The 23,570-nt window shown below is 35.8% G+C and carries 27 protein-coding genes and 8 pseudogenes; 25 read left to right on the top strand and 10 right to left on the bottom strand.

The annotated features are described in order from the left end of the window. Window positions 1-55 precede the first annotated feature (55 nt). Window positions 56-664, bottom strand: coding sequence for a TetR/AcrR family transcriptional regulator (locus tag G4D76_RS11155; RefSeq protein ID WP_213809902.1), 609 nt, complete (start codon window positions 662-664; stop codon window positions 56-58). A 170-nt stretch (window positions 665-834) separates the two neighbouring features. Here G4D76_RS11155 and G4D76_RS11160 point away from each other — a divergent pair, with 170 nt between their 5' ends. From G4D76_RS11160 to G4D76_RS11180, 6 genes and pseudogenes are all read left to right on the top strand, one after another. Beyond that, window positions 835-1,581 (top strand): SDR family NAD(P)-dependent oxidoreductase, encoded by a 747-nt coding sequence (locus G4D76_RS11160; RefSeq protein ID WP_213809903.1) that lies wholly within the window; start codon window positions 835-837, stop codon window positions 1,579-1,581. A 47-nt stretch (window positions 1,582-1,628) separates the two neighbouring features. Continuing rightward, complete coding sequence (locus tag G4D76_RS16175) at window positions 1,629-1,826, top strand: SDR family NAD(P)-dependent oxidoreductase (protein ID WP_256440475.1); 198 nt, start codon at window positions 1,629-1,631, stop codon at window positions 1,824-1,826. Between the two features lie 26 nt (window positions 1,827-1,852). Further along, window positions 1,853-2,416 (top strand): annotated as a pseudogene (locus G4D76_RS11165) (SDR family NAD(P)-dependent oxidoreductase); the annotation flags it as partial. A 153-nt stretch (window positions 2,417-2,569) separates the two neighbouring features. Further along, window positions 2,570-4,186: a gamma-glutamyltransferase family protein gene (locus tag G4D76_RS11170; protein ID WP_213809904.1), complete on the top strand. Its 1,617-nt coding sequence runs from the start codon at window positions 2,570-2,572 to the stop codon at window positions 4,184-4,186. Window positions 4,187-4,205: 19 nt separating this feature from the next. Beyond that, window positions 4,206-4,691 (top strand): GNAT family N-acetyltransferase, encoded by a 486-nt coding sequence (locus G4D76_RS11175; RefSeq protein ID WP_213809905.1) that lies wholly within the window; start codon window positions 4,206-4,208, stop codon window positions 4,689-4,691. 229 nt (window positions 4,692-4,920) lie between these two features. Continuing rightward, window positions 4,921-5,277 (top strand): annotated as a pseudogene (locus tag G4D76_RS11180) (TspO/MBR family protein); the annotation flags it as partial. A gap of 52 nt (window positions 5,278-5,329) precedes the next feature. On the opposite strand, the gene G4D76_RS11185 reads toward G4D76_RS11180, so the two are convergent. After that, window positions 5,330-5,863 (bottom strand): class I SAM-dependent methyltransferase, encoded by a 534-nt coding sequence (locus G4D76_RS11185; protein WP_213811041.1) that lies wholly within the window; start codon window positions 5,861-5,863, stop codon window positions 5,330-5,332. Window positions 5,864-6,112: 249 nt separating this feature from the next. Here G4D76_RS11185 and G4D76_RS11190 point away from each other — a divergent pair, with 249 nt between their 5' ends. The 15 genes and pseudogenes from G4D76_RS11190 to G4D76_RS15340 all read left to right on the top strand — a co-directional run bounded on the left by G4D76_RS11190 (window position 6,113) and on the right by G4D76_RS15340 (window position 16,801). Continuing rightward, window positions 6,113-6,640 (top strand): GrpB family protein, encoded by a 528-nt coding sequence (locus G4D76_RS11190; RefSeq protein WP_213811042.1) that lies wholly within the window; start codon window positions 6,113-6,115, stop codon window positions 6,638-6,640. Window positions 6,641-6,682: 42 nt separating this feature from the next. Then, window positions 6,683-7,356, top strand: a pseudogene (locus G4D76_RS11195) (metallophosphoesterase family protein). Window positions 7,357-7,407: 51 nt separating this feature from the next. Next, window positions 7,408-8,240: pseudogene (locus tag G4D76_RS11200) on the top strand (alpha/beta fold hydrolase). A gap of 164 nt (window positions 8,241-8,404) precedes the next feature. Next, window positions 8,405-9,655, top strand: a complete 1,251-nt coding sequence (locus G4D76_RS11205) for an amidohydrolase family protein (RefSeq protein WP_213809906.1) — start codon at window positions 8,405-8,407, stop codon at window positions 9,653-9,655. 266 nt (window positions 9,656-9,921) lie between these two features. Continuing rightward, window positions 9,922-11,073 (top strand): alcohol dehydrogenase catalytic domain-containing protein, encoded by a 1,152-nt coding sequence (locus G4D76_RS11210; RefSeq protein ID WP_213809907.1) that lies wholly within the window; start codon window positions 9,922-9,924, stop codon window positions 11,071-11,073. A gap of 109 nt (window positions 11,074-11,182) precedes the next feature. Beyond that, window positions 11,183-12,324 (top strand): annotated as a pseudogene (locus G4D76_RS11215) (IS3 family transposase). Window positions 12,325-12,354: 30 nt separating this feature from the next. After that, window positions 12,355-12,843, top strand: coding sequence for an alpha/beta fold hydrolase (locus tag G4D76_RS11220; protein ID WP_256440476.1), 489 nt, complete (start codon window positions 12,355-12,357; stop codon window positions 12,841-12,843). A 187-nt stretch (window positions 12,844-13,030) separates the two neighbouring features. Further along, the gene (locus G4D76_RS11225; RefSeq protein WP_213809909.1) at window positions 13,031-13,483 is read left to right on the top strand and encodes a GNAT family N-acetyltransferase; all 453 of its coding nucleotides are present in this window, start codon (window positions 13,031-13,033) and stop codon (window positions 13,481-13,483) included. 19 nt (window positions 13,484-13,502) lie between these two features. Next, on the top strand, window positions 13,503-13,871 hold the full coding sequence (locus tag G4D76_RS11230; RefSeq protein ID WP_213809910.1) for a VOC family protein: 369 nt from the start codon (window positions 13,503-13,505) through the stop codon (window positions 13,869-13,871). Between the two features lie 42 nt (window positions 13,872-13,913). Beyond that, on the top strand, window positions 13,914-14,198 hold the full coding sequence (locus G4D76_RS11235) for a hypothetical protein (RefSeq protein WP_213809911.1): 285 nt from the start codon (window positions 13,914-13,916) through the stop codon (window positions 14,196-14,198). Further along, on the top strand, window positions 14,155-14,970 hold the full coding sequence (locus tag G4D76_RS11240) for a hypothetical protein (RefSeq protein ID WP_213809912.1): 816 nt from the start codon (window positions 14,155-14,157) through the stop codon (window positions 14,968-14,970). The genes G4D76_RS11235 and G4D76_RS11240 overlap by 44 nt, the downstream gene beginning before the upstream one ends. Window positions 14,971-15,215: 245 nt before the next feature. Beyond that, window positions 15,216-15,476 (top strand): hypothetical protein, encoded by a 261-nt coding sequence (locus G4D76_RS11245; protein WP_213809913.1) that lies wholly within the window; start codon window positions 15,216-15,218, stop codon window positions 15,474-15,476. A 124-nt stretch (window positions 15,477-15,600) separates the two neighbouring features. Then, the gene (locus G4D76_RS11250) at window positions 15,601-16,050 is read left to right on the top strand and encodes a CPBP family intramembrane glutamic endopeptidase (RefSeq protein ID WP_213809914.1); all 450 of its coding nucleotides are present in this window, start codon (window positions 15,601-15,603) and stop codon (window positions 16,048-16,050) included. A 9-nt stretch (window positions 16,051-16,059) separates the two neighbouring features. After that, window positions 16,060-16,338 (top strand): class I SAM-dependent methyltransferase, encoded by a 279-nt coding sequence (locus G4D76_RS15335; protein WP_250129954.1) that lies wholly within the window; start codon window positions 16,060-16,062, stop codon window positions 16,336-16,338. A 1-nt stretch (window position 16,339) separates the two neighbouring features. Continuing rightward, complete coding sequence (locus tag G4D76_RS15340) at window positions 16,340-16,801, top strand: hypothetical protein (protein ID WP_250129955.1); 462 nt, start codon at window positions 16,340-16,342, stop codon at window positions 16,799-16,801. Window positions 16,802-16,926: 125 nt separating this feature from the next. On the opposite strand, the gene G4D76_RS11260 is transcribed toward G4D76_RS15340, so the two are convergent. The 4 genes from G4D76_RS11260 to G4D76_RS11275 all read right to left on the bottom strand — a co-directional run bounded on the left by G4D76_RS11260 (window position 16,927) and on the right by G4D76_RS11275 (window position 18,994). Then, window positions 16,927-17,805 carry a GNAT family N-acetyltransferase gene (locus G4D76_RS11260; RefSeq protein ID WP_213809915.1) on the bottom strand — a complete coding sequence of 293 codons (879 nt, stop codon included), beginning with the start codon at window positions 17,803-17,805 and terminating at the stop codon, window positions 16,927-16,929. 21 nt (window positions 17,806-17,826) lie between these two features. Then, entirely contained in the window at window positions 17,827-18,240 is a 414-nt protein-coding gene (locus tag G4D76_RS11265; protein WP_213809916.1) for a DUF402 domain-containing protein, read from the bottom strand. Between the two features lie 114 nt (window positions 18,241-18,354). Then, a complete protein-coding gene (locus G4D76_RS11270) occupies window positions 18,355-18,522 on the bottom strand; it encodes a hypothetical protein (RefSeq protein ID WP_213809917.1) in 168 nt (55 codons plus the stop codon). A gap of 34 nt (window positions 18,523-18,556) precedes the next feature. Next, entirely contained in the window at window positions 18,557-18,994 is a 438-nt protein-coding gene (locus G4D76_RS11275; RefSeq protein ID WP_250129956.1) for an HIT family protein, read from the bottom strand. A 153-nt stretch (window positions 18,995-19,147) separates the two neighbouring features. On the opposite strand from G4D76_RS11275, the pseudogene G4D76_RS11280 reads away from it, so the two are divergent. From G4D76_RS11280 to G4D76_RS17065, 4 genes and pseudogenes are all read left to right on the top strand, one after another. After that, a pseudogene (locus G4D76_RS11280) lies at window positions 19,148-20,139 on the top strand (S66 peptidase family protein). A 2-nt stretch (window positions 20,140-20,141) separates the two neighbouring features. After that, window positions 20,142-20,785: pseudogene (locus tag G4D76_RS11285) on the top strand (uridine kinase). 98 nt (window positions 20,786-20,883) lie between these two features. Next, complete coding sequence (locus G4D76_RS11290) at window positions 20,884-21,414, top strand: isochorismatase family protein (protein ID WP_213809918.1); 531 nt, start codon at window positions 20,884-20,886, stop codon at window positions 21,412-21,414. Window positions 21,415-21,546: 132 nt separating this feature from the next. After that, window positions 21,547-21,877: pseudogene (locus G4D76_RS17065) on the top strand (HIT family protein). A gap of 155 nt (window positions 21,878-22,032) precedes the next feature. Here G4D76_RS17065 and G4D76_RS17070 read toward each other — a convergent pair. From G4D76_RS17070 to G4D76_RS17075, 4 genes are all read right to left on the bottom strand, one after another. Continuing rightward, entirely contained in the window at window positions 22,033-22,197 is a 165-nt protein-coding gene (locus G4D76_RS17070; RefSeq protein ID WP_213809920.1) for an LPXTG cell wall anchor domain-containing protein, read from the bottom strand. Between the two features lie 32 nt (window positions 22,198-22,229). Further along, window positions 22,230-22,676, bottom strand: a complete 447-nt coding sequence (locus G4D76_RS11305; RefSeq protein ID WP_213809921.1) for an 8-oxo-dGTP diphosphatase — start codon at window positions 22,674-22,676, stop codon at window positions 22,230-22,232. Between the two features lie 27 nt (window positions 22,677-22,703). Next, the gene (locus tag G4D76_RS11310) at window positions 22,704-22,955 is read right to left on the bottom strand and encodes a GNAT family N-acetyltransferase (RefSeq protein ID WP_213809922.1); all 252 of its coding nucleotides are present in this window, start codon (window positions 22,953-22,955) and stop codon (window positions 22,704-22,706) included. A gap of 231 nt (window positions 22,956-23,186) precedes the next feature. Beyond that, a complete protein-coding gene (locus G4D76_RS17075) occupies window positions 23,187-23,381 on the bottom strand; it encodes a DUF5694 domain-containing protein (RefSeq protein ID WP_371814688.1) in 195 nt (64 codons plus the stop codon). Window positions 23,382-23,570 lie beyond the last annotated feature (189 nt).

Genomic DNA, 23,570 nt, shown 5'->3' on the forward strand with positions numbered 1-23,570 from the left:
CGTAAGTAATAAGCTTACGCAGTTTTTTTATGTCTTTAAATAAATTAAATTTTGTTTAGTACTTATAATTAGGGACTCTTGTATGGAATGTTTTATTGGGTGAAATTCTCATCAATTCTATTAATTGTGAGTTCATAAATTCAGGACTCTGCTGATATCCGTCCATGACCCATTGAGATACTAAACCGACAATAGCATAAGAAATGTAACTTGCTATTAAATCACTTTCTATCTTATCATTTTCTACTCTTAACTCTTTCTCATTTATTTTCTTAAATGATATATAAATTTTTTCTTTAAACTCTGCAGATACATCAGAGTTTAAAATAATTGAATAGAAATTGGAATGCTTATAAACGTTATTGAATAAGATGACCTCAGAAGATGGGAGTTTACTTAAAACAAAAGGTCTGTTGTCCAGAAAAGGTTTTCTGTATGCGTAAATCAGATTTTCTAAAACATCAGAAAATAAACTTTCAAGAAGTTCATTTTTATTGGTGTAATGATTATAGAATGAACCCCTTGTTATATTTGATGATTTCACAATATCTGTGACAGTTATATCTTTAAAATTCTTTTCCATAATAAGTATTAATAAAGAATTTTTTAATGATTTCCTAGTTCTGACAATGCGACTATCGAGATATAGATCTTGTTTTCTCATGGTTACCTACCTTCTATCATTATTTTATACAAATAATTAAAATGTGTGCAAAATCGTGAAGGGTTTGTTGGATGTATGATTGTATTCACTATTATACTTAATATACAAGGTGCTTTACAAACTATTGAATGAAATTAAAGCGCTAACAATTTTATTAGGAGGAAAACAATATGGGTAGATTAGATGGCAAAGTAGCTTTAATCACAGGTGCTGCACAAGGAATGGGAGAATCTCATGCAACAGTATTTGTTGAAGAAGGGGCAAAAGTAATAATTACAGATATTAACAAAGAAGGTGGACAAGCTTTAGCAGATAGACTGGGTGAAAATGCAGTATTTATAGAACACGATGTTACTGATTTAAAATCATGGGAGAACGCTGTGAAAAAAGCAGTGGAAACATTTGGTGATATTACTGTGTTAGTTAATAATGCGGGAGTATTAGGCCCAATTGCTAAAACTGAAGATCTTACAGAAGAAGATTATATGAAGGTATGTGCAATCAATCAGAACAGTGCATTTTTCGGTATGAAATCAGTATTACCTTCAATGGTTAAAGCAGGAGGCGGCTCTATTGTAAATATCTCCTCTATTGCTGGTATTGTAGCTAACTATGGTTTCCCAAGCTTAGCGTATGTAGCAAGTAAATCTGCTGTTAGAGGCATGTCTAAAGCAACTGCAGTAGAGTACGGTGATAAAAATATTAGAGTTAACTCAGTACACCCAGGATTTATTCAAACACAAATGATGGCAGATGCTACTGATGAATCAGGTGGGGATGCGTTAAAAGATATTCCACTTGGACGTATAGCAGATCCAATAGAAGTTTCAAAAGCTGTTCTTTATCTTGCATCAGATGATTCTTCATATGTCACAGGAACTGAGCAAATAGTTGATGCTGGTATGACAGCACATTAATTTATAAAATATTAAATTCTAAACAATATCAAAAGGAGATTTTTAATATGGCAAGGTTAGATGGTAAAGTAGCGCTAATTACTGGGGCTGCGAAAGGTATGGGAGCTTCTCATGCTATGGTATTTGCAAGAGAAGGTGCAAAAGTTATTGCAACAGATTTTAACTATGAAGGTGTTTCAGAAGTGGTAGATCAAATAATAATAGTGAATACCCTGATTCAGCCGTTGCTTATAAGCACGATGTAACTTCAGAAGAAGATTGGAAAGAAGTAACTAAAAAAGGTAATGAAAAATTCGGTAAGTTAAACGTATTAATAAATAATGCAGGGATTTTTGAATACACACCATTTGAAGAACTAACACATAAGCAATGGAATAAGGTACTTGATGTCGATACATGGGGCGTATTTGTTGGAATGAGAGAGGTACTCCCTTATATGAAAGAAGCCGGAGTAGGTTCTATAATTAACCTTTCATCTATTGCAGCTATTAATGCAAGCGGGGGACTATCAACGTATACTGCGGCCAAAGCTGCTGTTTCTGGTCTAACGAGAGCAGCTGCTGTAGAATTTGGTAAAGACAACATTCGAGTGAATGCAGTTAACCCGGGAACAATTGATACAGATATGTATCGTGAAGGATTCCCAACAGAAGAAATGCGTAAAGCTGCTGAAAAAGGACAGCCATTATTAAGAGTAGGAACGCCGGAAGAAGTATCCTATCTAATGGTTTATTTAGCGAGTGATGAATCTAACTTCACTACAGGGACTACACAAGTCATAGATGGCGGTACTACAATAAGTGCTGGAGATATTTCAGCGACTACAGGTGAATAAATCCCAGTAAAAGAATTAATGAATTATAAAGGTGCCTGTCAATTTTGACGGGCACCTTTAATATTTAGAAAAATCTGATTTAAAATTGTCCCGCCTTTTCTCTTGTGATAATCTTTATATAAACAAAAGCTTCATAACAAAGGGGACAGTTTAATGAAACAATTCGACACGCTCTTCAATCCTTATCATTCACAGCGCAATCCTGTGGTCGCTAAAAAGGGGATGGTTGCTACTTCACAGCCTCTAGCGGCTCAGGCCGGGCTCACTATTATGCAGAACGGTGGCAACGCGATTGATGCTGCCATTGCCACTGCTGCAGCGCTCACTGTGGTTGAACCGACAACTAACGGTATCGGCGGAGATGCGTTTGCACTCGTCTGGGTCAAGGATACGCTCTACGGTTTAAACGGCAGCGGTAAGTCGCCAGCGTCTATCTCAATCGATAAAGTAAAAGCTGCCGGCTACGATGAGATTCCAAAATACGGATTTACTCCGGTCACTGTACCCGGCCAGCCTGGTGCATGGGCCGAACTTTCAAGACGTTTCGGCAAGCTGCCTTTTAAAGAGCTGCTGCAGCCGGCCATTCAGTACGCAGAAGAGGGTTATCCAATATCACCCGTGCTCGCAAAGTTATGGGACAGAGCGGCTGTCAGATTTAAAGAAGCGTTTGAAGGTGATGAGTTCGACCATTGGTTTGAAACTTTCACACCTAACGGCCGTGCACCAAGAGTCGGTGAAATCTGGAAGTCACAGAACATGGCGGATACATTAAGAGAACTTGCTGAAACTGAATGTGAATCGTTTTATACAGGAAATATTGCCCGGAAAATAGATGCGTTTTCCAAACAGTATCAGGGCTACATAAGAAAAGAAGATTTGGCAGCCTACAAACCTGAGTGGGTCGATCCGATATCAGTGAACTACAGAGGCTACGATATTTGGGAAATCCCGCCGAACACTCAGGGCATTATCGCTTTATCAGCCTTAAATATACTAAAATATATGGAGATTGAAGATAAGGAATCGACGGATACATATCATAAGCAGATTGAAGCGATGAAGCTGGCATTCGCAGACGGGGAGAAATACATTGCAGATCAGGAGTACATGAAGGATGTTACTGCTGAAGATATGCTGGATGAAGCGTACGCAAAAGAACGCCTGAAATTAATTACAGATCAAGCAGGACAGCCTGAAGCGGGTGAACCGAAAGCGAGCGGCACGGTATACCTGTGTACAGCGGATGAAGAAGGAAATATGGTGTCCTTTATACAAAGTAACTATATGGGCTTTGGCTCAGGACTCGTTGTGCCCGAGACTGGAATCGGACTGCAGAACAGAGGCTGCGATTTTAATCTGGATCCGGAATCACCAAATGCACTGGGCCCTGATAAACGTTCGTACCATACGATTATTCCGGGTTTCATTACTAAAGGTGAGTATGCACTTGGACCGTTCGGCGTAATGGGCGGATTTATGCAGCCGCAGGGCCATGTACAGGTAGCCATGAATACAATCGACTTTAACCATAACCCGCAGACTGCACTGGATGCACCGCGCTGGCAGTGGATTAAGGATAAGACAGTATGGGTGGAGAAGAACTTCCCGCATCAAATCGCAGAAGACCTGGTTAAACGGGGACATAATATTGAAATGAAACTGGACTCAGGCTCATTTGGTCGGGGACAGATTATATGGAGAGACCCGGAAATAGGCATACTCTACGGTGGCACGGAAAATAGGGCGGACGGGCATATCGCAGCGTACTAAGCTCCAAGGAGGCAGAGTAATGGACTATACTATACGGAGAATGCTGATTGAAGATGCAAAAGAAGTGCAGGACGTAGCGAAGAAGAGCTGGAATGCGACTTACGAGGGCATCATTCCAAATAATATCCAGGAGAATTTTTTAAAAGGTGCTTATAATGATGAGATGATGGAATGGCGTTTGAGCAACTCTTTAATGCTGGTAGCAGAAGCGGATAACATGATTGCAGGATTTACCAATTTTTCTTCGGTTAATGAAAAAGGACAGGCAGAACTAAGTGCAGTATATTTGTTACCGGAATATCAGGGCGAAGGAATAGGATCTGCTCTGTTAAATACAGGAATTAAAAAGTTAGAGAACGTGAGAGAAATTCATCTCGATGTGGAGAAAGATAATACAATTGGAACGGCATTCTACAAAGCAAAGGGATTTAAAACAGTTGACGAGTATGATGATAATTTCGATAGTCATATTCTTAAAACAGTGAGAATGGTATTAAAAATTTAGATCGCACGATTTGATGCGTTCCTATTCTTTCAGCAATTCCTCCGTGTCATATTTTTAATTAAGGGTATATATGACTAATGGTTAAAGGAGGATTTTTAATGAACAAGCTGGAGCGTATTACTGATATTGCTTTACCGGTTATAGGCGGCAGTATTGTAGGTTTACTTTCGACAAAAATGCAAAAAAGGATTATCAGGACTTTAAACAGCCTGCGTTTTCACCGCCGAAAGAAGCGTTTGGTATTGTATGGCCGATTCTTTATACAACGATGGGTATTGCCCGTACGATTACTAAGTCATCACGAAAAGATTCTTCGAAAAATGCCTATTTGTATAACTCGCAGCTCGGGCTGAATTACTTATGGAGCATTCTGTACTTCCGATTTAAATTGAGAGGCACCGCTTTAATTGAAAGCTATGCCTTATTTGCGAGCGTCTTACTGACAACTGTTGCATTTTACAAGACGAATAAATTCGCAGGCTTGTTATTGGTGCCGTATGTAGTTTGGACTGCTTATGCAACTTATCTTAACGCAGGATTTGTTGCATTGAATCATGATAAAGAAGAGTATGCAGAGGATATTTAATAATAAAAACAAAAACCTAAATAGTGTCAACCTGTTTAGGTTCAACATTTCCCTATCTCTTTCTCGCAATTAAGTTGATATGCAATCCAGATGGATAATCTATTTTATCAACTGTTAAGCCTGCATCTTCAGCGTATTGGCGGAGTTCATACTCGAAAGGGTATTGTTCTGAATCATCCCATTTTTCTCTGTATTTCTCTTTAGCGTCATCCATATCGCTTTTATTATTAAAGCCAATATCTAACAAATTCAAGGTGCCGCCTTGTTTTAATAATCTGCTGACTTCTTTGAAAGCATCTTCTCTTTTCGATAAAGGTACTTCATGGAAGCTGAAGCTCGATGTGATTAAATCAAAATAATCACTTTCAAATGGAATATTATTAAAATCTCCTGTTTCCACTTTGATTGAAGGAAACTTCTTTTTAGTCTCTTCAAGCATTTTCGGCGAGATATCAACCCCGTAAACATTTTTCGCATCTTCAATATATTCAGCAATGAAATTTCCTGTACCGATGCCAATATCTAAAACATTTTCAGCTGCTTCAGGGTAATTCTTATGTGTTTTTAATACTGTCGCGATAACCAGTTAAAGGTCCGCCGATATCATCAATTTCTTCATCATTCTCTGCCCAGTCGTCAAATAGTTCTGTAATGCTTCTCAAAAAATCTTCCCCTTTTTCGCGATTACGTTTAAAACGTATCACCGATTTTCCTTACATCCATTATAGCAAAATATTTTTTGAATTTTAAGACTATGAAGCATGGCCTTAGATTTATATACTGGTTAATAAGAGAGATAAAAACTTATCAAATTTAATCGAAGGGGATGCATTTGATGAAGTTAGGGCTGGGGCGTAATGAAGTAAGAATTGTTGATTACAACAGCGATTGGAAGGCGGAGTTTGAAAGGGTCAAAAAAGATTTATTGGAAAGTACAGAGCTTGAAGAGGGACGTATTGAACATATTGGGAGTACAGCAATAAAAGCTATGCTGGCCAAGCCGATTATTGATCTGCTGGTTGGAGTGGATAATTTGGAGTCAGTTGATAAGCCGCTGCTGCAGTCTTTTAAAAAAGCATGTTTTTTAAGACTGAAAGTGGATCGGCCGGGAGAGATTGTTCTGGCAAAATTTAAGGATAATTCCTATCAGGTGAAGACTCACTATATCCACTTGGTTGAGTATCAGAAACCATTGTGGAAGAATCTTATATTTTTCAGGGATTATTTAAACAATAATGAACATGCACGTCATCGGTATTTAAATATTAAAGAGGAGTTTCTAAGAAACAACTCTGAGGGGATAAGGGAATACACGGATTATAAAGAAGCATTTGTCAAAGAAATAATCGATAAAAGAACTTAAACACGCGCAGAAAATGTAAAAACATTATTTGGGGGACAGCTCATGAAAAGAATACTGGCTATCAGTGATATTCATGGTGAATTAAAACTTTTTGACAGCTTGCTGGAAAAGGTGAAATATGATGCAGACGAGGATCAATTAATCCTCGTAGGAGATTACGTTGACAGGGGACCAGACTCCAAAGGGGTTTTGAATCGAGTAAGTGAATTAAAGAGAAATGGTGCCGTTGTATTGAGAGGTAATCATGACGAGATGATGCTGAATGTTGTAGACGGAGTATCTGGAGCTCTGGGACGCTGGGAAAGAAACGGTGCACTTATGACATTGCAAAGTTATGATTCGTCTATAGAGAGTGTAATACTTTCAGCTGGAGCCGAGTTTGAGAAACATATTTCTCTTATAAGGGAGATGGATTATTACTATGAAACAAAAGATTATATTTTTGTCCATGCAGGAGTCAGTCCGGATACACCTGTTCAGAAAACTGATCCGCATACCTTCCTATGGATTAGAGAATTATTTTATGAAAAATACTCAGGGGACAAAACTGTGATTTTTGGTCATACACCAACATCAGCCATCCGGCAGGAAAAGAATCATGATATTTATTTTGGAGAAATAATATTATCGGTATTGATGGAGCAGCGACCTATGGCGGGCAGCTCAACTGTCTGGAATTGCCCGGTAAGAGAACGCACTCTGTGGCGAAAAAATAAAGAAAGGTTATCACTTTATTGTGAAGTTTCTTTTCTAAAAGGGGATTAATTATGTTTGAAACTAACTTAGTGGAATCAGCGAGAGGCATTTTTGAAGTGTTTACGTACGGTCAAGGGGAGCCGCTAGCATATACTCATTTGTACAGCGAATATAATTCAAACGGTGATATTATGTCTCAGCAGTTAAGTGAGCATTATAAAGTACATGTGATTAACTTACGGGGTGCGGGGCAATCTGATGACCAGACAGAAGACTATACCTACAGTATGGATGATGCGATTCATGATCTGGAAGCGGTAAGAAAAGCGCTTGATATAGAGAAATGGACCTTTGCTGGTCATTCTACCGGCGGGTTTTTAGCTTTGAAATATGCCGTTATGTACCCAGAGTCATTAACTAAAATAATAGCAGGCGGTTTATGTGCTTCAGGTGAATATATGAACCATCCAGATAGTATATACTGCACAAAAAATCCGAATAACCAGCGTATGAAAGATATATTTACAGAAATGCGTTCGCTGGAAGCAACAAGTGAAGAACGAAATGAATTGGCTAAAGAATGGATAATGATGTCACTCTACAGGAAAGATGCATATTACGATATGCTGAAAAGAAAAAACAGCGGCAGAACTTTAATGTTTAAAATAGACTACTTTACGAATGAGTTAAAAAATTATGATGTAAGAGATGAACTCCAAAAAAGTGCTATGCGAGCATAATTTACTGCGGACGTCATGATGCACAGTGTCCTTATGTTTTCAGTAAAGAAGCAGCAGATTTAATGCCTAATGCAACATTAGAAACCTTTGAATACAGTAATCATATGCCGGATATTGAAGAGGGAGATAAATTTAAGAAGTTTTTAGAAAGCACAGTTTCGTAATTTAAAATCTCAGCTTCGAAAAAAGGTGATAGATGTGATTGAAGATAATGAGTTGGAAAATGCTAATAGGTTCTTCACGTCAGACCTATTTGGTAACAGGCTGGAGTTTATATAATGGATATAGTTTAAAGCAACTTGAGCGAAACTTAGGGGAGTGAGTCGGCTTGATAGAAATCAAAAATGTAAATTGGATTAATCTTGAAGACAAAATAATTGAAATGAAAGATATCAGTATTCATTCAGAAGATAAGATTGAAATTGATGGCAGAGGTAAATTTCTAATACCGGGTCTGGCAGATATGCATACTCATATTACACCGGCCAGTGCAAAGCATTATTTATACAGCGGGGTTACAACCGTGAGAAACACAGGCGGCAATTATGAACTGCTCAATATGATTGATAGTGTATCTCCTAAAGTATATGCAACCTATCGTTTTATAGACGGTGAACCGGGATTATGGGGACCTTCATCGTATGGAAATATTTCTACGAATAATATCGATACCGCGCTAGATGGTGTTGAAGAATTGTATAAACAAGGTGCTAAATTCATCAAAGTATACGGTAATATTCAGGAAAATGTTTTAGAGGCAATCGTTAAAAAAAGCAGTGAATTGAATTTGGAAGTTGCTGCTGACCTGCTACATACAAAATCTATTGATTCCCTGAAAGCCGCAGCATACGGAGTTAAATGGCTGGAGCATGCATCAAGTATTGTTCACAGTCTTTACCCTGGTTATAATACTCAAATTCCCACGGAAGAATTTGAGCGTATCAGCCAAATTGAAGTGGATGAGCAGAGATTAATAGAAGTGTTGACTCACCTAAGAGAAAAAGATGTAAAAATTGTACCGACTTTATCACTGTACAGACATTTGGCAGAAGGGCGGCCTTTTAATCCGTCAGAGGTTGAAAAGTCGAAACAAATGAAACTGCTGGATGAAGACAAAGTATTTACTGTAAATGATCAATTTAATGCGATTGATGCTCAGCTTAATGACGATTTTAGAAGAAGGCAGAAGTGGGAGTATGAACAAGTTAAAGCTATTACTGCAAAGTACTTAGAAATTGGCGGGGAAGTATATATCGGTACTGATGCACCTGCCGGCACATGGGTATACCCTGGTTTAAGCATGATAGAAGAACTGCATGAATTTAAGTCTTTTAACTTAGATGCTTTTGACATACTGAAAAAAGCAACAGTAGAAGCGAAAGCAGTTACCGGAGAAGATGACAGTTATCTGCTTCTTAATGGAAATCCTATTGAACAGTTCGAAAATATACTGGATATCAACACAGTTTTCGTAGAAGGAAAAAGTTTTAAACACTCGGAAATTGCAAATCATATTATAGAAGTAGAAGAAATGATGAGGATGTTTGAAGAAGTTGAGAAAAAGTATGAGATATTGTAGAAGCTAATATAAATTCCGGGGGAATTATTATGGGGATTAGAAACTTAAAGTAAGTTCGTTTGGCCTCATATTAAATAAAGACTTTTTTAATCAGTGTCTAATTTATAGGATCCATTTTATAAAATGAAGATATTCTTATGAAGAGAATGAGTATGCATTCTCATACTAAGATGATTGATTCTATAAAAGATTTATGTTTATAAGTCGTGGAAAGAGGTATATTTTCAGCATGGATGTAAATAATATTTAGAATGGAGTGTTATTACATGAAAGCAGTCACTTATCAAGGACATAAGAAGATGAAGATGGAAGAAGTTGAAGATGCTAAGATTATTGAATCAACTGATGCAATTATAAAGATAACAGCATCTGGGATTTGTGGTTCAGATTTACATTTATATCATCAAGGTGATTTATTCATGGAACCTGGTTTTGTCATTGGACATGAACCGATGGGTATTGTTGAAGAGGTAGGAAAAGATGTAAAAAAACTAAAGAAAGGGGATCGTGTGGTAATACCTTTTAATATTGGGTGTGGGGACTGTTTCTACTGCAATAACGACATGGAATCTCAGTGTGACAATTCTAATGAAACACCAGCGAACTGGAAGTTAGATAATGGTGGATTATTCGGTTTTGGTAACCTTCATGGTAATCACTGGGGAGGACAGGCAGAATACTTAAGAGTACCTCATGCTGACTTTTCCTCATTTAAGGTTCCTGATAACAATCTAAAAGACGAGCAAGTTTTATTCTTATCAGACGTTGTACCTACTGCTTACTGGAGTGTAGAACACTCAGGCGTTAAACCCGGAGATACAGTCATTGTATTAGGTTGTGGCCCTATCGGTTTAATGGCGCAGAAGTTTGCGAAACAAAAAGGTGCAGAGAGAGTGATTGCGATTGACAATGTACAGCATCGTCTCAATCACGCCAAAAAGTACAATGGTGCTGAAGTGTATAACTTTGATGAAGAACAAGAAATAGGTAAACTTCTTAAAGAAAAAACTCGAGGCGGCGCAGATGTTGTTATTGATTGTGTAGGAATGGATGGACAGCAATCGAGTCCAGAACGGGAGCTATCTGAGAATTCTCAACAACGTGGAACAATAAGTCCTATACTTACCGCTACTGAATCAGTAAGAAAGTTTGGGACAATACAGCTTACTGGTATCTATGGATCACCTGCTGATAATTTCCCTCTAGATTTAATATTTAACCGTGATATTAAAATAACAAGTGGACAGGCCCCTGTTATTCATTTAATGCCTAAACTTTACGAGATGATTAAAGATGAAGTATTTGATCCTACAGAAATTATTACACATACTTTCCCGCTTGAAGAGGCAGACGAAGCTTACAAAGTATTTGATGAGAAGAAGGATAACAACATCAAGGTTATATTTAAACCAGAATAGAGTATAAAAACTTTTGTTCCCTGATATTAAATTTGAATCGTCTACACTTGATTGGACAACTCCCATGAGGGAGGTTACTGTTAAATCAATGAAAGTAGGCGATTTTATTATGACAAGAACGAGAAGAACATTTACCCCTGAATTTAAACTACAAATGGTTCGACTATTTGAAAATGGTAAGTCAAAAGCTGAAATTGTACGGGAGTATGATCTCACAGCTTCAGCTTTAGATAAATGGGTTAAAAATCATCAGAACACAGGCTCATTTAATCATATCGATAATTTATCTGAAGAAGAGCGTGAAATCAGAAGACTTCGCAAGGACAATCAACAGTTAAAAATGGAAAACGATATTCTAAAGCAAGCAGCGCTGATCATGGGACGAAAATAGAAGTCATTCGTAAGAATGCACACAAATATTCAGTGTCAGCAATGTGCAAAGTCCTTCAAATCTCTAGGAGCACCTATTATTTTGAAATTAATAAACATAAAACTAATACGCAGTATGAGCGAGACAACGATATTAATGAAACGATTATTCAGGTATTTCATTCTAATCGAAAATGTTTTGGCACCCGAAGAATAAAAAAGTGTTACATAAACAAGATTTGATAGTTTCGAGAAGACGTATTGGTCGGACCATGAAACAGAACAACCTAGTATCAACCTACACTGTCGCAAGCTACAAGCCCTATCCATCGAAATCGAATGAGCGTCTGATCACGAATGGTCTAGACAGAAATTTTAATAGAGCACAGCCGATGGAAGTCATTGTCAGCGATTTAACCTATGTAAAAGTGGCAGGAAAATGGCATTACATATGTGTATTTATTACTCTTTAATAGAGAAATTGTTGGGTACAGTGCAGGTTCAAGAAAAAATGCTGCGTTGGTCTCGTCGGCAATCAGCACCATTAAGCATGATTTAAGAGATGTGCAGATGTTTCACACAGACAGAGGAAAAGAATTCGATAACCAGCTGATTGATGAAGTTTTAGATGGCTTTGATATTGAAAGATCACTCAGCATGAAAGGGTGTCCTTATGACAACGCTGTGGCTGAAACTACCTTCAAAGCGATGAAAACTGAGTTTATTAAACAATATGTTTTTATGTCATTAAAACAGTTAAGCATCGAACTATTCGACTATGTAAACTGGTATAACACAATCAGACCTCATGGTGCATTGGATTATCTCACACCAAAGGAGTATAAAGAAAACTTCTATAAAACCTGTCTAATATTCTGTTGACATACCAAGTGTATGTAATTAACTTAAGGGGTGCTGGACACATCTGATGATAAATCAGAGGAGTACACGTACAGTATGGATGATGCTATTCATGATTTAGAAGCGATAAGAGAAGCTTTGGATATTGATAAATGGACATTCTCAGGTCATTCTACCGGTGGCTTTTTAGCATTAAAATACGCTGTAATGTATCCCGATTCATTAACTAAAATCATTGCAGGTGGTTTATGTGCCTCAGGGGAATATATGAATCATCCAGGAAGTATTTACTGCACAGATAATCCAAATAATAAAAGAATGAAAGGAATTTTTTCCGAAATGAGAGCTTCAGAGGTAACAAGAGAAGAAAGAATTGAACTGTCTAAAGAATGGATAATGATGCCATTTTACAGAAAAGATGCATACTATGACATGCTGAAACGGAAAGAAAGCGGCAGAACATTAATGTTTAAAATAGATTATTTTACTGACGAACTAAAGAATTATGATGTCAGAGAAGATCTCAAAAAAGTGATGTGAGGGCATACATATATTGTGGGCTTCATGATGCACAGTGTCCCTATGTCTTCAGTAAAGAAGCAGCAGCTTTAATGCCCAACGCAACATTAGAAACTTTTGAATACAGTAATCATATGCCTGATATTGAAGAAGTTAAATTTAAAAGTTTTATAGAAAGCACAGTTTCATAAAGACTGAGGTGCGAAATGTGAATAGCATTAATATTAAAGAAATAAATCCAGATAATATCGACGAAGTAAGGAAAATAAGTGTGAAGGCGGATCAGCAGTCATTTATTGAGACCGTCGATGAGTGTCTGAAAGAAGCAGAAATGTATGAGCAATGGTGTCCGGTTGCTGTATATTACGATAAGGATTTAGTGGGATTTGCCATGTACGGTGCTTTTGGAGACAATCCCGACACTTGGATAGACAGAATCATTATTGATAGAAAATATCAGGGTAAAGGTTTTGGGAAACTCGCTATGAAAGAGTTAATTAAGATTGTGAAGCAAAAATATCAAGTAAGCATGGTTTATTTAAGTTTTGTTGAAGATAACGAAGCGGCTCGTAATTTGTATGAGAATCTCGATTTTAAGTTTACAGGTGAATATGATCCTGAAGGGGAACTAATTTATAAATTAATTTTGAATGAAAAATAATTAACTGGGAGTGTATTAAATGCATTTTAACTTTATAGGAATCGATCACATTCAATTAGCTGCACCTGCTGGTTGTGAAATCAAAGCAAGAGAGTTTTTCGGAGACATTCTGAATCTAAAAGAAATACCTAAACCTTCTAATTTAGCCAAAAGAGGAGGGGTGTGGTTTCAGTTAGGCGATAAGCAATTGCATATCGGAGTTCAAAAAGATTTTACAGCTGCGACGAAAGCTCATCCTGCATTTGAGATTAGAAATATAGATAACTTAAAATCACGACTTCGGGAAAACGGCATAGAGGTTATTGAAGATGATGAATTGGAAGGTGCAAACAGGTTCTTCACTTCAGACCCTTTTGGTAACAGAATCGAGTTTATAGAATGGATGTAATTTATATAAAGAATGTGGTTTAACACTGGGGAGTGGGACAGCTTGATAGAAATTAAAAATGTTAGTTGGGTTAATCTCGAAGACAAGAAAATCGAAGTGAAGGATGTGAGCATTCCTTCAGAAGATAATTTAAACATTGATGGTACAGGTAAATTTCTGATGCCGGGTCTTGTGGACATGCATACACATATCACACCGACGAGTGCGAGGCATTATTTATACAGCGGAGTAACTTCTGTCAGAAATACAGGCGGCAATTTTGAGATGCTTAATCTGATTGACGATGTTCCGCCAAAAATATGCAACTTACCGTTTTATAGACGGTGAACCTGGATTATGGGGGCCGACGCCATACGGTAATATTTCTAAAAATAATATTGATACTGCATTGGCGGCTGTCGATGAGTTACATAAACAGGATGCAAAGTTCGTTAAAGTTTACGGTAATATTCAGGAAGACGTCCTGGAAGCTGTCGTTAAAAAGAGCAGTAAACTAAATCTGGAAGTAGCTGTTGATATACTCCACACTAAATCGATTGATTCAATCAAAGCTGCAGATCACGGTGTAAAATGGCTGGAGCATGCGTCCAGTATCGTTCACAGTCTTTATCCGGATTATAATACTCAAATTTCTGTCGATGAATTTGAACGTATCAGTCAAATCGAAGTGAGTGAGCAGCGATTAACTGAGGTGCTGACTTACTTAATTGAAAAAGAAGTTAAAATTGTACCAACTCTATCACTATATAGACATTTAGCAGAAGGGCGTATTTTTAACCCTCCGGAGTTGGATCAGTCGAAACAAATGAAGCTGCTGGATGAGGATAAAGTATTCACAGTAGATGATCAGTTCAATGAGATTGATTCACAGCTGAATGATCATTTCAGAAGCCGTCAGAAATGGGAATATGAACAGGTTAAAGCTATTACTGAAAAACATCTTGAATTAGGTGGCGAAGTATATACTGGGACAGATGCACCTGCCGGCACATGGGTTTACCCGGGTTTAAGTATGATTGAAGAGTTAAATGAATTTAAGCGTTTTAATTTAAATAATTTTGAGATTCTGAAAAAAGCTTCTCTGGATGCAAAAGAATAATTGGTGAAGATAATGGATATCTCCTTCTTGAAAGTAATCCTATAGAAAAAATTGAAGGTATATTAGATATCAATACAGTATTTCTGGATGGAAAATCATTTAAGCACAGTGATATTGAGAAATACACTGTGGATGGGAAAAAGTTGATGAAAGAATTTGAGAGTATTGAGAAGAAATATTCGTAAGAAAAACGTATCTGTCATTTGGAATAGTATATGTGAAATAAACTCTAAAGGGGCATTAAAATGACGAACAGGACTGTCGGATTTACGATTATTATTTCAACAATACTTTTAATTCTGCTGTCTTTAATATACATGCTTGTAGTTCACAACGGCATGGTTCAGATTAGCGCAGACTTTGAGAATGAGACTGCTATTTGGCAAGTATGGATGATGGCGTTGTTTCCCCTTCTAGTGGCAATGACACCATGGAAAAAAGAAAAGATTCAGTCATTGTATAAAGAGTGCCAAAATCAACTTGGATACTGGTATCTCTGGCAGTAGCATTGATTCTAGTTATGATTGCTACACCAAAATATATGTGTTCGATTTATTTTATATATACAAGCTGATACTGCTGTTCATTATTCCTTTAATTATAATTAAGAGGGATTCAGTTAGAAAAGCTGTGACTGTAAAAAGTGTTCGCCGATGGAAAACACCATTACTGGTTGTTGCTGTGTGGCTCGTATTTTACTTGCTGAATCCCATGTCTGAAGCAAGTAATTATGAAATGGATTTTCTTACATTATTAGCAGGAGCATCGATTTCTTTGCTTCTGAACGCAGTATTGGAAGAGTTGTTTTACAGAAAGTGGCTGCAGTCAAGATTAGAAGCAGCACTTGGTATTTGGCCGGCGATTTGTGTAAGCGCGGTATTATGGGCATTATGGCACACAGGAATTCAAGGCTCAGGTGGTCTGATTGATTCAACAGCACACGCGCTGGTACTGCATGGAATAATGGGTCTGTTTTTAGGGTATTTCTGGGCAAAATACCGCAACATCTGGTTACTTATTTTTATGCATGGATTAATGAACTTTCCGATGTATTTGATAACAATGTGGTTTGAAAGATAGGAGATAGATATGTTAAATAATTGGGCAAACGAGTTTTATAAGATGCAGTATGAGTTTATAGGTAATTATCCGGAGGGGTATCATACAGAAGCAGCAAATGAAATATTGGAACAGGCTGGTAAACCGGCAGGGACAATGCTTGAACTTGGTGCGTGGGATGGAAGTGTAGCACGTGCACTTTCAAATCAGGTAGATCAGATTATTACGGTAGAATTAATTAAGGAAATGACAGAGAAAGCAAAATCTCTCAATCCGGATAACATTGAAACGATTCACGGCAGTTTTTGATGTGACGATTCCTCAGAAATTTGATGCGATTATTTATATCGATGGTTTTGGTGTCGGTTCAGATGAAGACCAATTAAAGTTGCTCAAGAATATTAAACATTGGCTGGAAGATGACGGTTGTGCACTCATTGATATCTATCAGCCGGAGCATTGGAAAAAAGCTGATGGTGTTGAAATGTATTTGAGTCCGCGTAATATGCCACACATTAAACGTAAGTATTCATATGACTTTGAAGCGGATATTATGATGGATACCTGGTGGCATGCAAAAGATGAAGAGCTTAATCAGACACAGTATTTGAAATGCTACACACCTGATGAAATATATAAGCTATGTAAACAGGCCGGATTAAATATAATCGGATATTTTCCGCATGGTGCGATGGATTATGACAATATGGAGTATCATGAACATGCTTCTTTAGAAGAGTGTATGTCTTACCGGATAAAGTTAATTAAATAACCTGCGCACAAAACAAGAGAGCAATCCGGAAGGAAAGCTCTCTCGTTTTTATATCTTCAGTTTGTTTCTGCAAGATTTATATGGATATATTGGCAATCAGAACAGTAATACACTACTCACACTTTTCATATTCTTTTAAAGTTAAAGTGATTTAAAATGTAAAACTCTTGAAATCCTGCAGATTTATACAGGTTTAGGGCGACCATATTTTCATGAGAGACTGTCAGACTGACACTGTCTATTTCAGGATAATCAAAGATTGTTTGTAATGCATTATATAGGAGTGTTTTACCTAAACCTTTACTTCTCGCATCTGGGTGAACTGCAATAAATTCTATATCAGCCTCATGATACTCGGGGGCAATTTCTATATAGGCATAACCTTCAATATCGTTATCATTTTTAGCTGATATTAATAGTCTGTTATTTTTATTCAATCTGTCTAAAATTTTACGGCCGTTATAATATGCATTTTTAAAAATATTGTCGTGTAAATCTATAAAGGAATTAATATAAAGGTCGCTTATATTAACTGTTTTTCGAAAGTCTGTATTATCAAATTTTTTACTATCAATATTAAGCAGAGAGTGCGTACCAAGAAAATTAGCTTTTATATTACTAAGGAATGTTTCAACTAATCTATTCTGTTTATTTATAAAAAATTTAAAATTTTTAATTTCTGCAGGCACGGTAGTTAAAATATCGCTCCACAGTATCTCTGCTAGCTTCAAATCATTGTTATTGACAAAAGGTCCCCAAACCTCTGCAGAGCTATCTGCCCGATCAATATCTAATCCTATAGCACCAATGATCATAGAATCTTCATAGGCTACTAAAAACGATTCTTCAATACTTAAGTCAGAAAAATCATTTTTCATTTCTTCTAAAATTGCAGAACTATCTTCTCCACAGAATCCAATATGTTGTTCTATCTGAGAATTACAATGTGCAATATAATCCGTTAAACTTCCAATGTCTTGTGGGGCTGATATTATAATAGACATATAAATCTCCTCGTTGTATTTTTATAATGATTTTTTTATATAATAATTGAAAAAACCATCAAATGGGAACTCTTTTAAAAGTATCTTTTGCTCTAAGCTACTCAAACTATTTCTCGCATAATCAATGGTTTCTTTAGGGTAATTCATGGCAATTGAATTAGAAATAAATTCATCTTCGTCAACGACTTTTCTATCACCGCTGTTATCAATCAATAAATCCAAGTCTAGATCTATAAAGGAAACAGTACCTTCAATTGAATCAAACTCCGCAGGCAAACAAATATTACAATAGTACTCAGCCTGTCCTAACTCGTCAATATCAATATTTACTGTAAAACCTTCATTTAGTGAGAAGAACTCTAGAGATCTATTTGGGCAATCAAATACTTTGTTTTTAGTGTGATGAATTAACTTTCTGCCAATATTACCTTTCACCAATATATAATTTTTATCTACTTATATTAAAGAGGTCTTCCATTCATAGTGTACTTGTCTATTATATTTATAGACTGAAATATCAATCTCTCTCATACGATTACCTCTGACTAATTAAATTTTCTTCCGAGCATTTCTTAAGGTATTAAAAGTAGTAACAGCCTCTCTGAAGTTTCTATTTAAAGTATCAATCTTTTTAAATGTCACAATGTTTAAGAAACCTAATATAATTGTTTGAATTACAGTAAAAGTATATACAAAATTTTTATCGATTATCTCCATGTTTTCCTCCTGTAAGAAATTTTAAATAATTTCTTTATTCGCGTTTATTATTCTCACTCTTTAAATGGCTGCGTATACCTTTTTCGGCGAGAAGTTCGTTTGAATATCTTGGGATGATGTGTAGATGAGCATGCTCCAGATGCTGTCCACCAGTTCTATTAACATTCCAGCCGATGTTGTAACCATCAGGCTGGTGATTCTTATCTATGTATTCTTTTGTTCGATCCAGTATCTTTTTTATATCTATCCATTCTTCCTCATTAAAATCAAAAGGTGACTTTCTATGTGCTTTTGTCACAATAATTCCCGCACCTTCCAGAACATTACCTTTTTTCATATTTGATTTAAGCATCAACAATCTGCAGCTGTTATTTTCGTAGATCACAACTTGATTTGGATTTAAATTAGGGAAACATAATTCACAATTATTCATGGAATCACCTGCTAATGATTTAATAACATCTTTCTTCATTATATATGTTTCAGAATTTTAAAACTATTAAAATTGGAAATGCTTATATATAATTAATATTAACTGAACATAACGAAATAAATTGCGAGAGTTTTTTAAAAATAAATATTTAAATCTAATTAACAATTTAGAGAATAGAGAGCAGGGGATAAGATGTTAGACCGATTAAAATCTGGAGATAAAATTGGGATATTCTCACCATCATCTCCTTCAACAGTTACTGCTTATAAAAGGTATCAGCGTGCGAAAAATTTTATAGAGAATAAAGGTTTTATAATTGTTGAGGGCAATCTTACAGGTCATTCAGAAACATATCGTTCAGGTTCTCCTAAAAAAAGAGCAGAGGAATTAAACGAGTTATTGCTGGACCCTGAAATTAAAATGATTATGTCTACGATTGGCGGGACAAATTCTAATAGTATATTGCCGTATATAAACTATGAGTCGTTCAGAAATAATCCTAAATTAGTTGTAGGTTATTCAGACGTAACAGCTGTATTATTAGCTTTGTATGCTAAAACAGGAATTCCAACTTATTATGGTCCTGCTCTTATTCCGAGTTTCGGTGAATTTGAGCCACTCGTTGATGATACATATAATTATTCTCTAACTATTTCATGAAGAATAATAGCTTGCCTTATGAAGTGCCAATGCCAAAATATTGGTCGGATGAGCCGGTTAACTGGCTTGAAAAAACAGAGGATAAAACTCTGTATCAAAATGAGTGGATAACAGTGCAGGAAGGATCAGCAGAAGGAACACTAATAGGTGGAAATCTCAATGCAATGTATGGGTCTATTGGTACATCTTATTTTCCTGAAATAGAATACGGGGATATATTGCTGATTGAGGACAGTATGAAAAATGCGTCTATTGTAGAAAAGAATTTCGCTATGCTTAAATTACATGGCATTTTTGATAAAGTAGGAGGCATCATTCTCGGTAAACACGAACGATATGATGATTTGGGTACTGGTAAACAGCCGGCAGATATATTAATGGAACAAGTAGATATAAATGATATTCCTATATTAGCTGAGTTCGATACTTGCCATACACACCCTATGCATCCATTAGCTATAGGAAAGAAAGTTAAACTTGATGCCAATACTAAACAAGTACTATGCCTGGAAAAGTGGTTATAATTATGGAGGGAATTCTGAAGACAATAATAGAATCAGTAAATAATAGTAAAGAAAAATAATAATAGGAATATCAGGTCATGGTGCTTCTGGAAAAACAACATTCGCAAATAATCTTGTGAAGCTGCTAGGACAGGATAAAGTGAATTATATGAATACAGACCCTTACATTATCGGTTCTGCCAGTCTAAGAAAGTATACTGAAATAAATTATGAATATGAGAATGAAAATCATACTTATAAAATGACAGCCTGTCATCCAGGAGCTCATAATATCTCATCATTAGAAAGAGATATAAATATGATTAAAGACGGATTGGATTTGTACACACTAGATACACATTATAAAAAGAGTTATTTAATTACCTCAAAAAATCAAATAAATATTATAGAAGGCATGAGCGTGGCGTTTACTAATACTGAGCTATTTGATTTGAAAATATATTTATATACTGATGGGGAAACAGAAATCATGAGAAGGTCATCTCGAGATATATTAGAAAGAGGGACGAACTTAGATTATCTGAAACTATCACATGAAGAACGCAGGATTCAATATGAAGTATTCATGCACCCTTATCGCAAAACTTTTGATATTGTTATTAGAAACTCTAATGATGATTACTTTATTGAAAAAAACCCTTGTTAGATGAAAAAATAAAATAATGGAATATATAGAAATTAGTTTTATTGGTAGAAAGTTGAATATGAATATTGAAATATAGAAGTATGAGAGAGGTTGACTATATGAAAGCTTTACTGGTTATAGATGTACAAAATTCTATTATTAATATTAAAGATTTTCAAAAGGAACTTGGAAATATAGAGAATATCATTAAAGATTTTAAAGATAATAACGAGCCTGTATATTTTATAAAGAATATAAGTGATGACGAGAAAAGTCCTTTTTATAAAAGAGCTTCAGGTTCCGAATTACATAACTCTCTAATAGATTATGCAGAAGTTGTAATTGAGAAGAGAACACCCAGTGCTTTTTTTCAGACTAATCTCAGCGATCTGTTAAAGCAAATGAATGTAAATCACCTTTTTATAACCGGGTTTAACACAGAGTTTTGTTGTCAATTTACAGCAATAGCAGCTTATGACAGAGGTTATCAGGTTACTTTTATTGAAAATGCAACAGGAACAGTCAATGATGAGAACACATATGATATGCCGGGGCTGGACATCAGGGATTTTGTTGGGACATATTTACATTGGTCTAATGTTATTGAAGTTCTCGATTTCGATGAGTATGAGCAAGAATATAAAGATTAAAAATAGTGAGAATTTTATATAAAGACTGCTTTAGCGATTAAGAATGAGGTGTTTATCTATGAAAAACTGTGAATGTATTTTCTGTGATTTAATAGATGAAAAATCACTATATATTATTGATGAAAACGAATATTGTATTGCTTTTTAGATAAGTATCCAGTTAGTGAAGGACACATTTTAATTAGTCCAAAACAGCATTATAAAGAATTTCATGATATTGAAAACCCACTTATTCTAAGCGACTTAATGAATCTCAGAGCACGAGTGTCTGTGATGGTGAACAATAAATACAAAAAAGATTATAATACACCAATCAAACGGGGAAAACGCAGAGCAGAGTATACAGCATGTGCATTTTCATGTCATACCAAGAACTGAATCAGATAATGTAAAGGTTTATTTACAAACAGATAGAAACATCGATTTAGAGCATACATATAAATTTCTAACTAATAAAATATGAACTTACCGGTAGAGAAGTAATTAATCTGATAAAGTTCTCAATAAACTTTATCAATTAACTAAGGTATTGATATGTTAAGTAAACAATAGATTTATAAGTATAACAACGAAACGTCTAACCATATTACTGGTCAGACGTTTTTAAAGTTGGGTATACTAATTTTCGTTTTTACTTCTTCTGTACAGCAATATAAATCCTGCCCCCATAATCAACAGCATCCCCACAATGGAGAATAGCAGTATACTATCAGGTCTAGCAGCAGCGTTAAATATTAAAATAGCTGAACCTAAGATCATTAGACTTTTTAGTAAGAGATCCATTTAAATTAACCTTCTTTCATTAGGGGGTAATATTATTTAAGGTTCACATTCCACGAATCGTCATAATAGAATTCCGAGAGAACATCTGAATCCATCACTCTGAACATTTCATCAAAATCATTAGCCAGGGTATATGTTCCAAGCTCATATTTATCAATCCAGAATACTTCACCTTCATCAGATGAACGAAGATTACCAGAATATTGATTGGTTTTATACATCAGCACAATATATCTTTCATCATCTTCAGTCTGAAACTGTTTTGTACCGCATATTTGCGGATTTTTAATAACCAGGCCGGTCTCTTCAAACACTTCCCGAATAACTGAGTCTACGAAAGACTCATTCTTTTCAACTTTCCCACCGGGGAAAGTCACACCAGGCCAATTACTGCTGACACGATCTTGTATTAAGATTTGGCCCTTATCGTTTTCTATCATACACATATTTGTAATTATCGCTTTTTCTGATTTGGACATGATGACCTCCGAAAAAATAATAGATATTCAGCTAAGATTCCAACCGTATAATCTTTCTATGGATTGCTTTCCGCCGTATTCAACCGTTCTCGTATCTAGAAATTTACCGCCTAGTTTTTCATAAAATTTTGTAGCAGGGTTATCTTCAAATACTGAAAGAATCATATTTGTATATTTTTGTTCTATTAAAGTTACTTTAACAATTTCGAATAAATCTTTGCCGATACCTTTACCTTTTTGATCAGGAAGAACATGAATAGCGTGTAATTCTGCTTTCATATTCCGGGTGCTCTTGAAGTCTATTTGACCCGCACCCGACGAAAGCGACTATCATATCATCGTTTTCATATACGAATAAATTATTTACTTCTAACGATTTTTTAACACCCTTGGTAATTTTATGTACACTCATTTGATTTAAATATTCTTCAGGAACAATGTTTTTAAAATTTACTTGCCAGCTAGTACTAAAATCTGTGCAATATTTCAGCATCATCTAAATTTGCTTTTCTAATCATGAGGAACTCCCATATTATTCTTTTTAGTCCAGTCATAAAAAGTTATGACATTGAAATTATTTGATGCTTCCAGGAGTTGCTTTAAAATATAAATGTGACCAGAACCAACTATAACCATTACTTTATCATTGTTATTTAAATTCTGCGTGATGTGGTTAGTATAATCATATTTCTTTTGTACCACCATGTCAGCCAGGGGATTGAAATATTCCAATCATTACCTAGAAGCAACATACTGCTTACGGCGCTGCTAAGTTACCACTGCGTCGTTGCGTTTGATACCACCCAAATCGCACCGCTCGTTACCACCTAAATCGGATAATATAGACGCACCTAATCCTCTGATAGAGGATTATTTTTTATGACTTACTTTTTC

It is taken from the genome of Jeotgalicoccus sp. WY2, assembly GCF_018437745.1.
GTDB lineage: Bacteria > Bacillota > Bacilli > Staphylococcales > Salinicoccaceae > Jeotgalicoccus > Jeotgalicoccus psychrophilus.

Excerpts from the sequence above, each read along its gene's own strand:
- G4D76_RS11155 (WP_213809902.1), bottom strand. The coding sequence starts at position 664 with ATGAGAAAACAAGATCTATATCTCGATAGTCGCATTGTCAGAACTAGG.
- G4D76_RS11160 (WP_213809903.1), top strand. The coding sequence starts at position 835 with ATGGGTAGATTAGATGGCAAAGTAGCTTTAATCACAGGTGCTGCACAA.
- G4D76_RS16175 (WP_256440475.1), top strand. The coding sequence starts at position 1,629 with ATGGCAAGGTTAGATGGTAAAGTAGCGCTAATTACTGGGGCTGCGAAA.
- G4D76_RS11170 (WP_213809904.1), top strand. The coding sequence starts at position 2,570 with ATGAAACAATTCGACACGCTCTTCAATCCTTATCATTCACAGCGCAAT.
- G4D76_RS11175 (WP_213809905.1), top strand. The coding sequence starts at position 4,206 with ATGGACTATACTATACGGAGAATGCTGATTGAAGATGCAAAAGAAGTG.
- G4D76_RS11190 (WP_213811042.1), top strand. The coding sequence starts at position 6,113 with ATGAAGTTAGGGCTGGGGCGTAATGAAGTAAGAATTGTTGATTACAAC.
- G4D76_RS11210 (WP_213809907.1), top strand. The coding sequence starts at position 9,922 with ATGAAAGCAGTCACTTATCAAGGACATAAGAAGATGAAGATGGAAGAA.
- G4D76_RS11230 (WP_213809910.1), top strand. The coding sequence starts at position 13,503 with ATGCATTTTAACTTTATAGGAATCGATCACATTCAATTAGCTGCACCT.
- G4D76_RS11240 (WP_213809912.1), top strand. The coding sequence starts at position 14,155 with ATGTTCCGCCAAAAATATGCAACTTACCGTTTTATAGACGGTGAACCT.
- G4D76_RS11245 (WP_213809913.1), top strand. The coding sequence starts at position 15,216 with ATGACGAACAGGACTGTCGGATTTACGATTATTATTTCAACAATACTT.
- G4D76_RS15335 (WP_250129954.1), top strand. The coding sequence starts at position 16,060 with ATGTTAAATAATTGGGCAAACGAGTTTTATAAGATGCAGTATGAGTTT.
- G4D76_RS11260 (WP_213809915.1), bottom strand. The coding sequence starts at position 17,805 with ATGTCTATTATAATATCAGCCCCACAAGACATTGGAAGTTTAACGGAT.
- G4D76_RS11270 (WP_213809917.1), bottom strand. The coding sequence starts at position 18,522 with ATGGAGATAATCGATAAAAATTTTGTATATACTTTTACTGTAATTCAA.
- G4D76_RS11275 (WP_250129956.1), bottom strand. The coding sequence starts at position 18,994 with ATGAAGAAAGATGTTATTAAATCATTAGCAGGTGATTCCATGAATAAT.
- G4D76_RS11290 (WP_213809918.1), top strand. The coding sequence starts at position 20,884 with ATGAAAGCTTTACTGGTTATAGATGTACAAAATTCTATTATTAATATT.
- G4D76_RS17070 (WP_213809920.1), bottom strand. The coding sequence starts at position 22,197 with ATGGATCTCTTACTAAAAAGTCTAATGATCTTAGGTTCAGCTATTTTA.
- G4D76_RS11305 (WP_213809921.1), bottom strand. The coding sequence starts at position 22,676 with ATGTCCAAATCAGAAAAAGCGATAATTACAAATATGTGTATGATAGAA.
- G4D76_RS11310 (WP_213809922.1), bottom strand. The coding sequence starts at position 22,955 with ATGAAAGCAGAATTACACGCTATTCATGTTCTTCCTGATCAAAAAGGT.
- G4D76_RS17075 (WP_371814688.1), bottom strand. The coding sequence starts at position 23,381 with ATGGTGGTACAAAAGAAATATGATTATACTAACCACATCACGCAGAAT.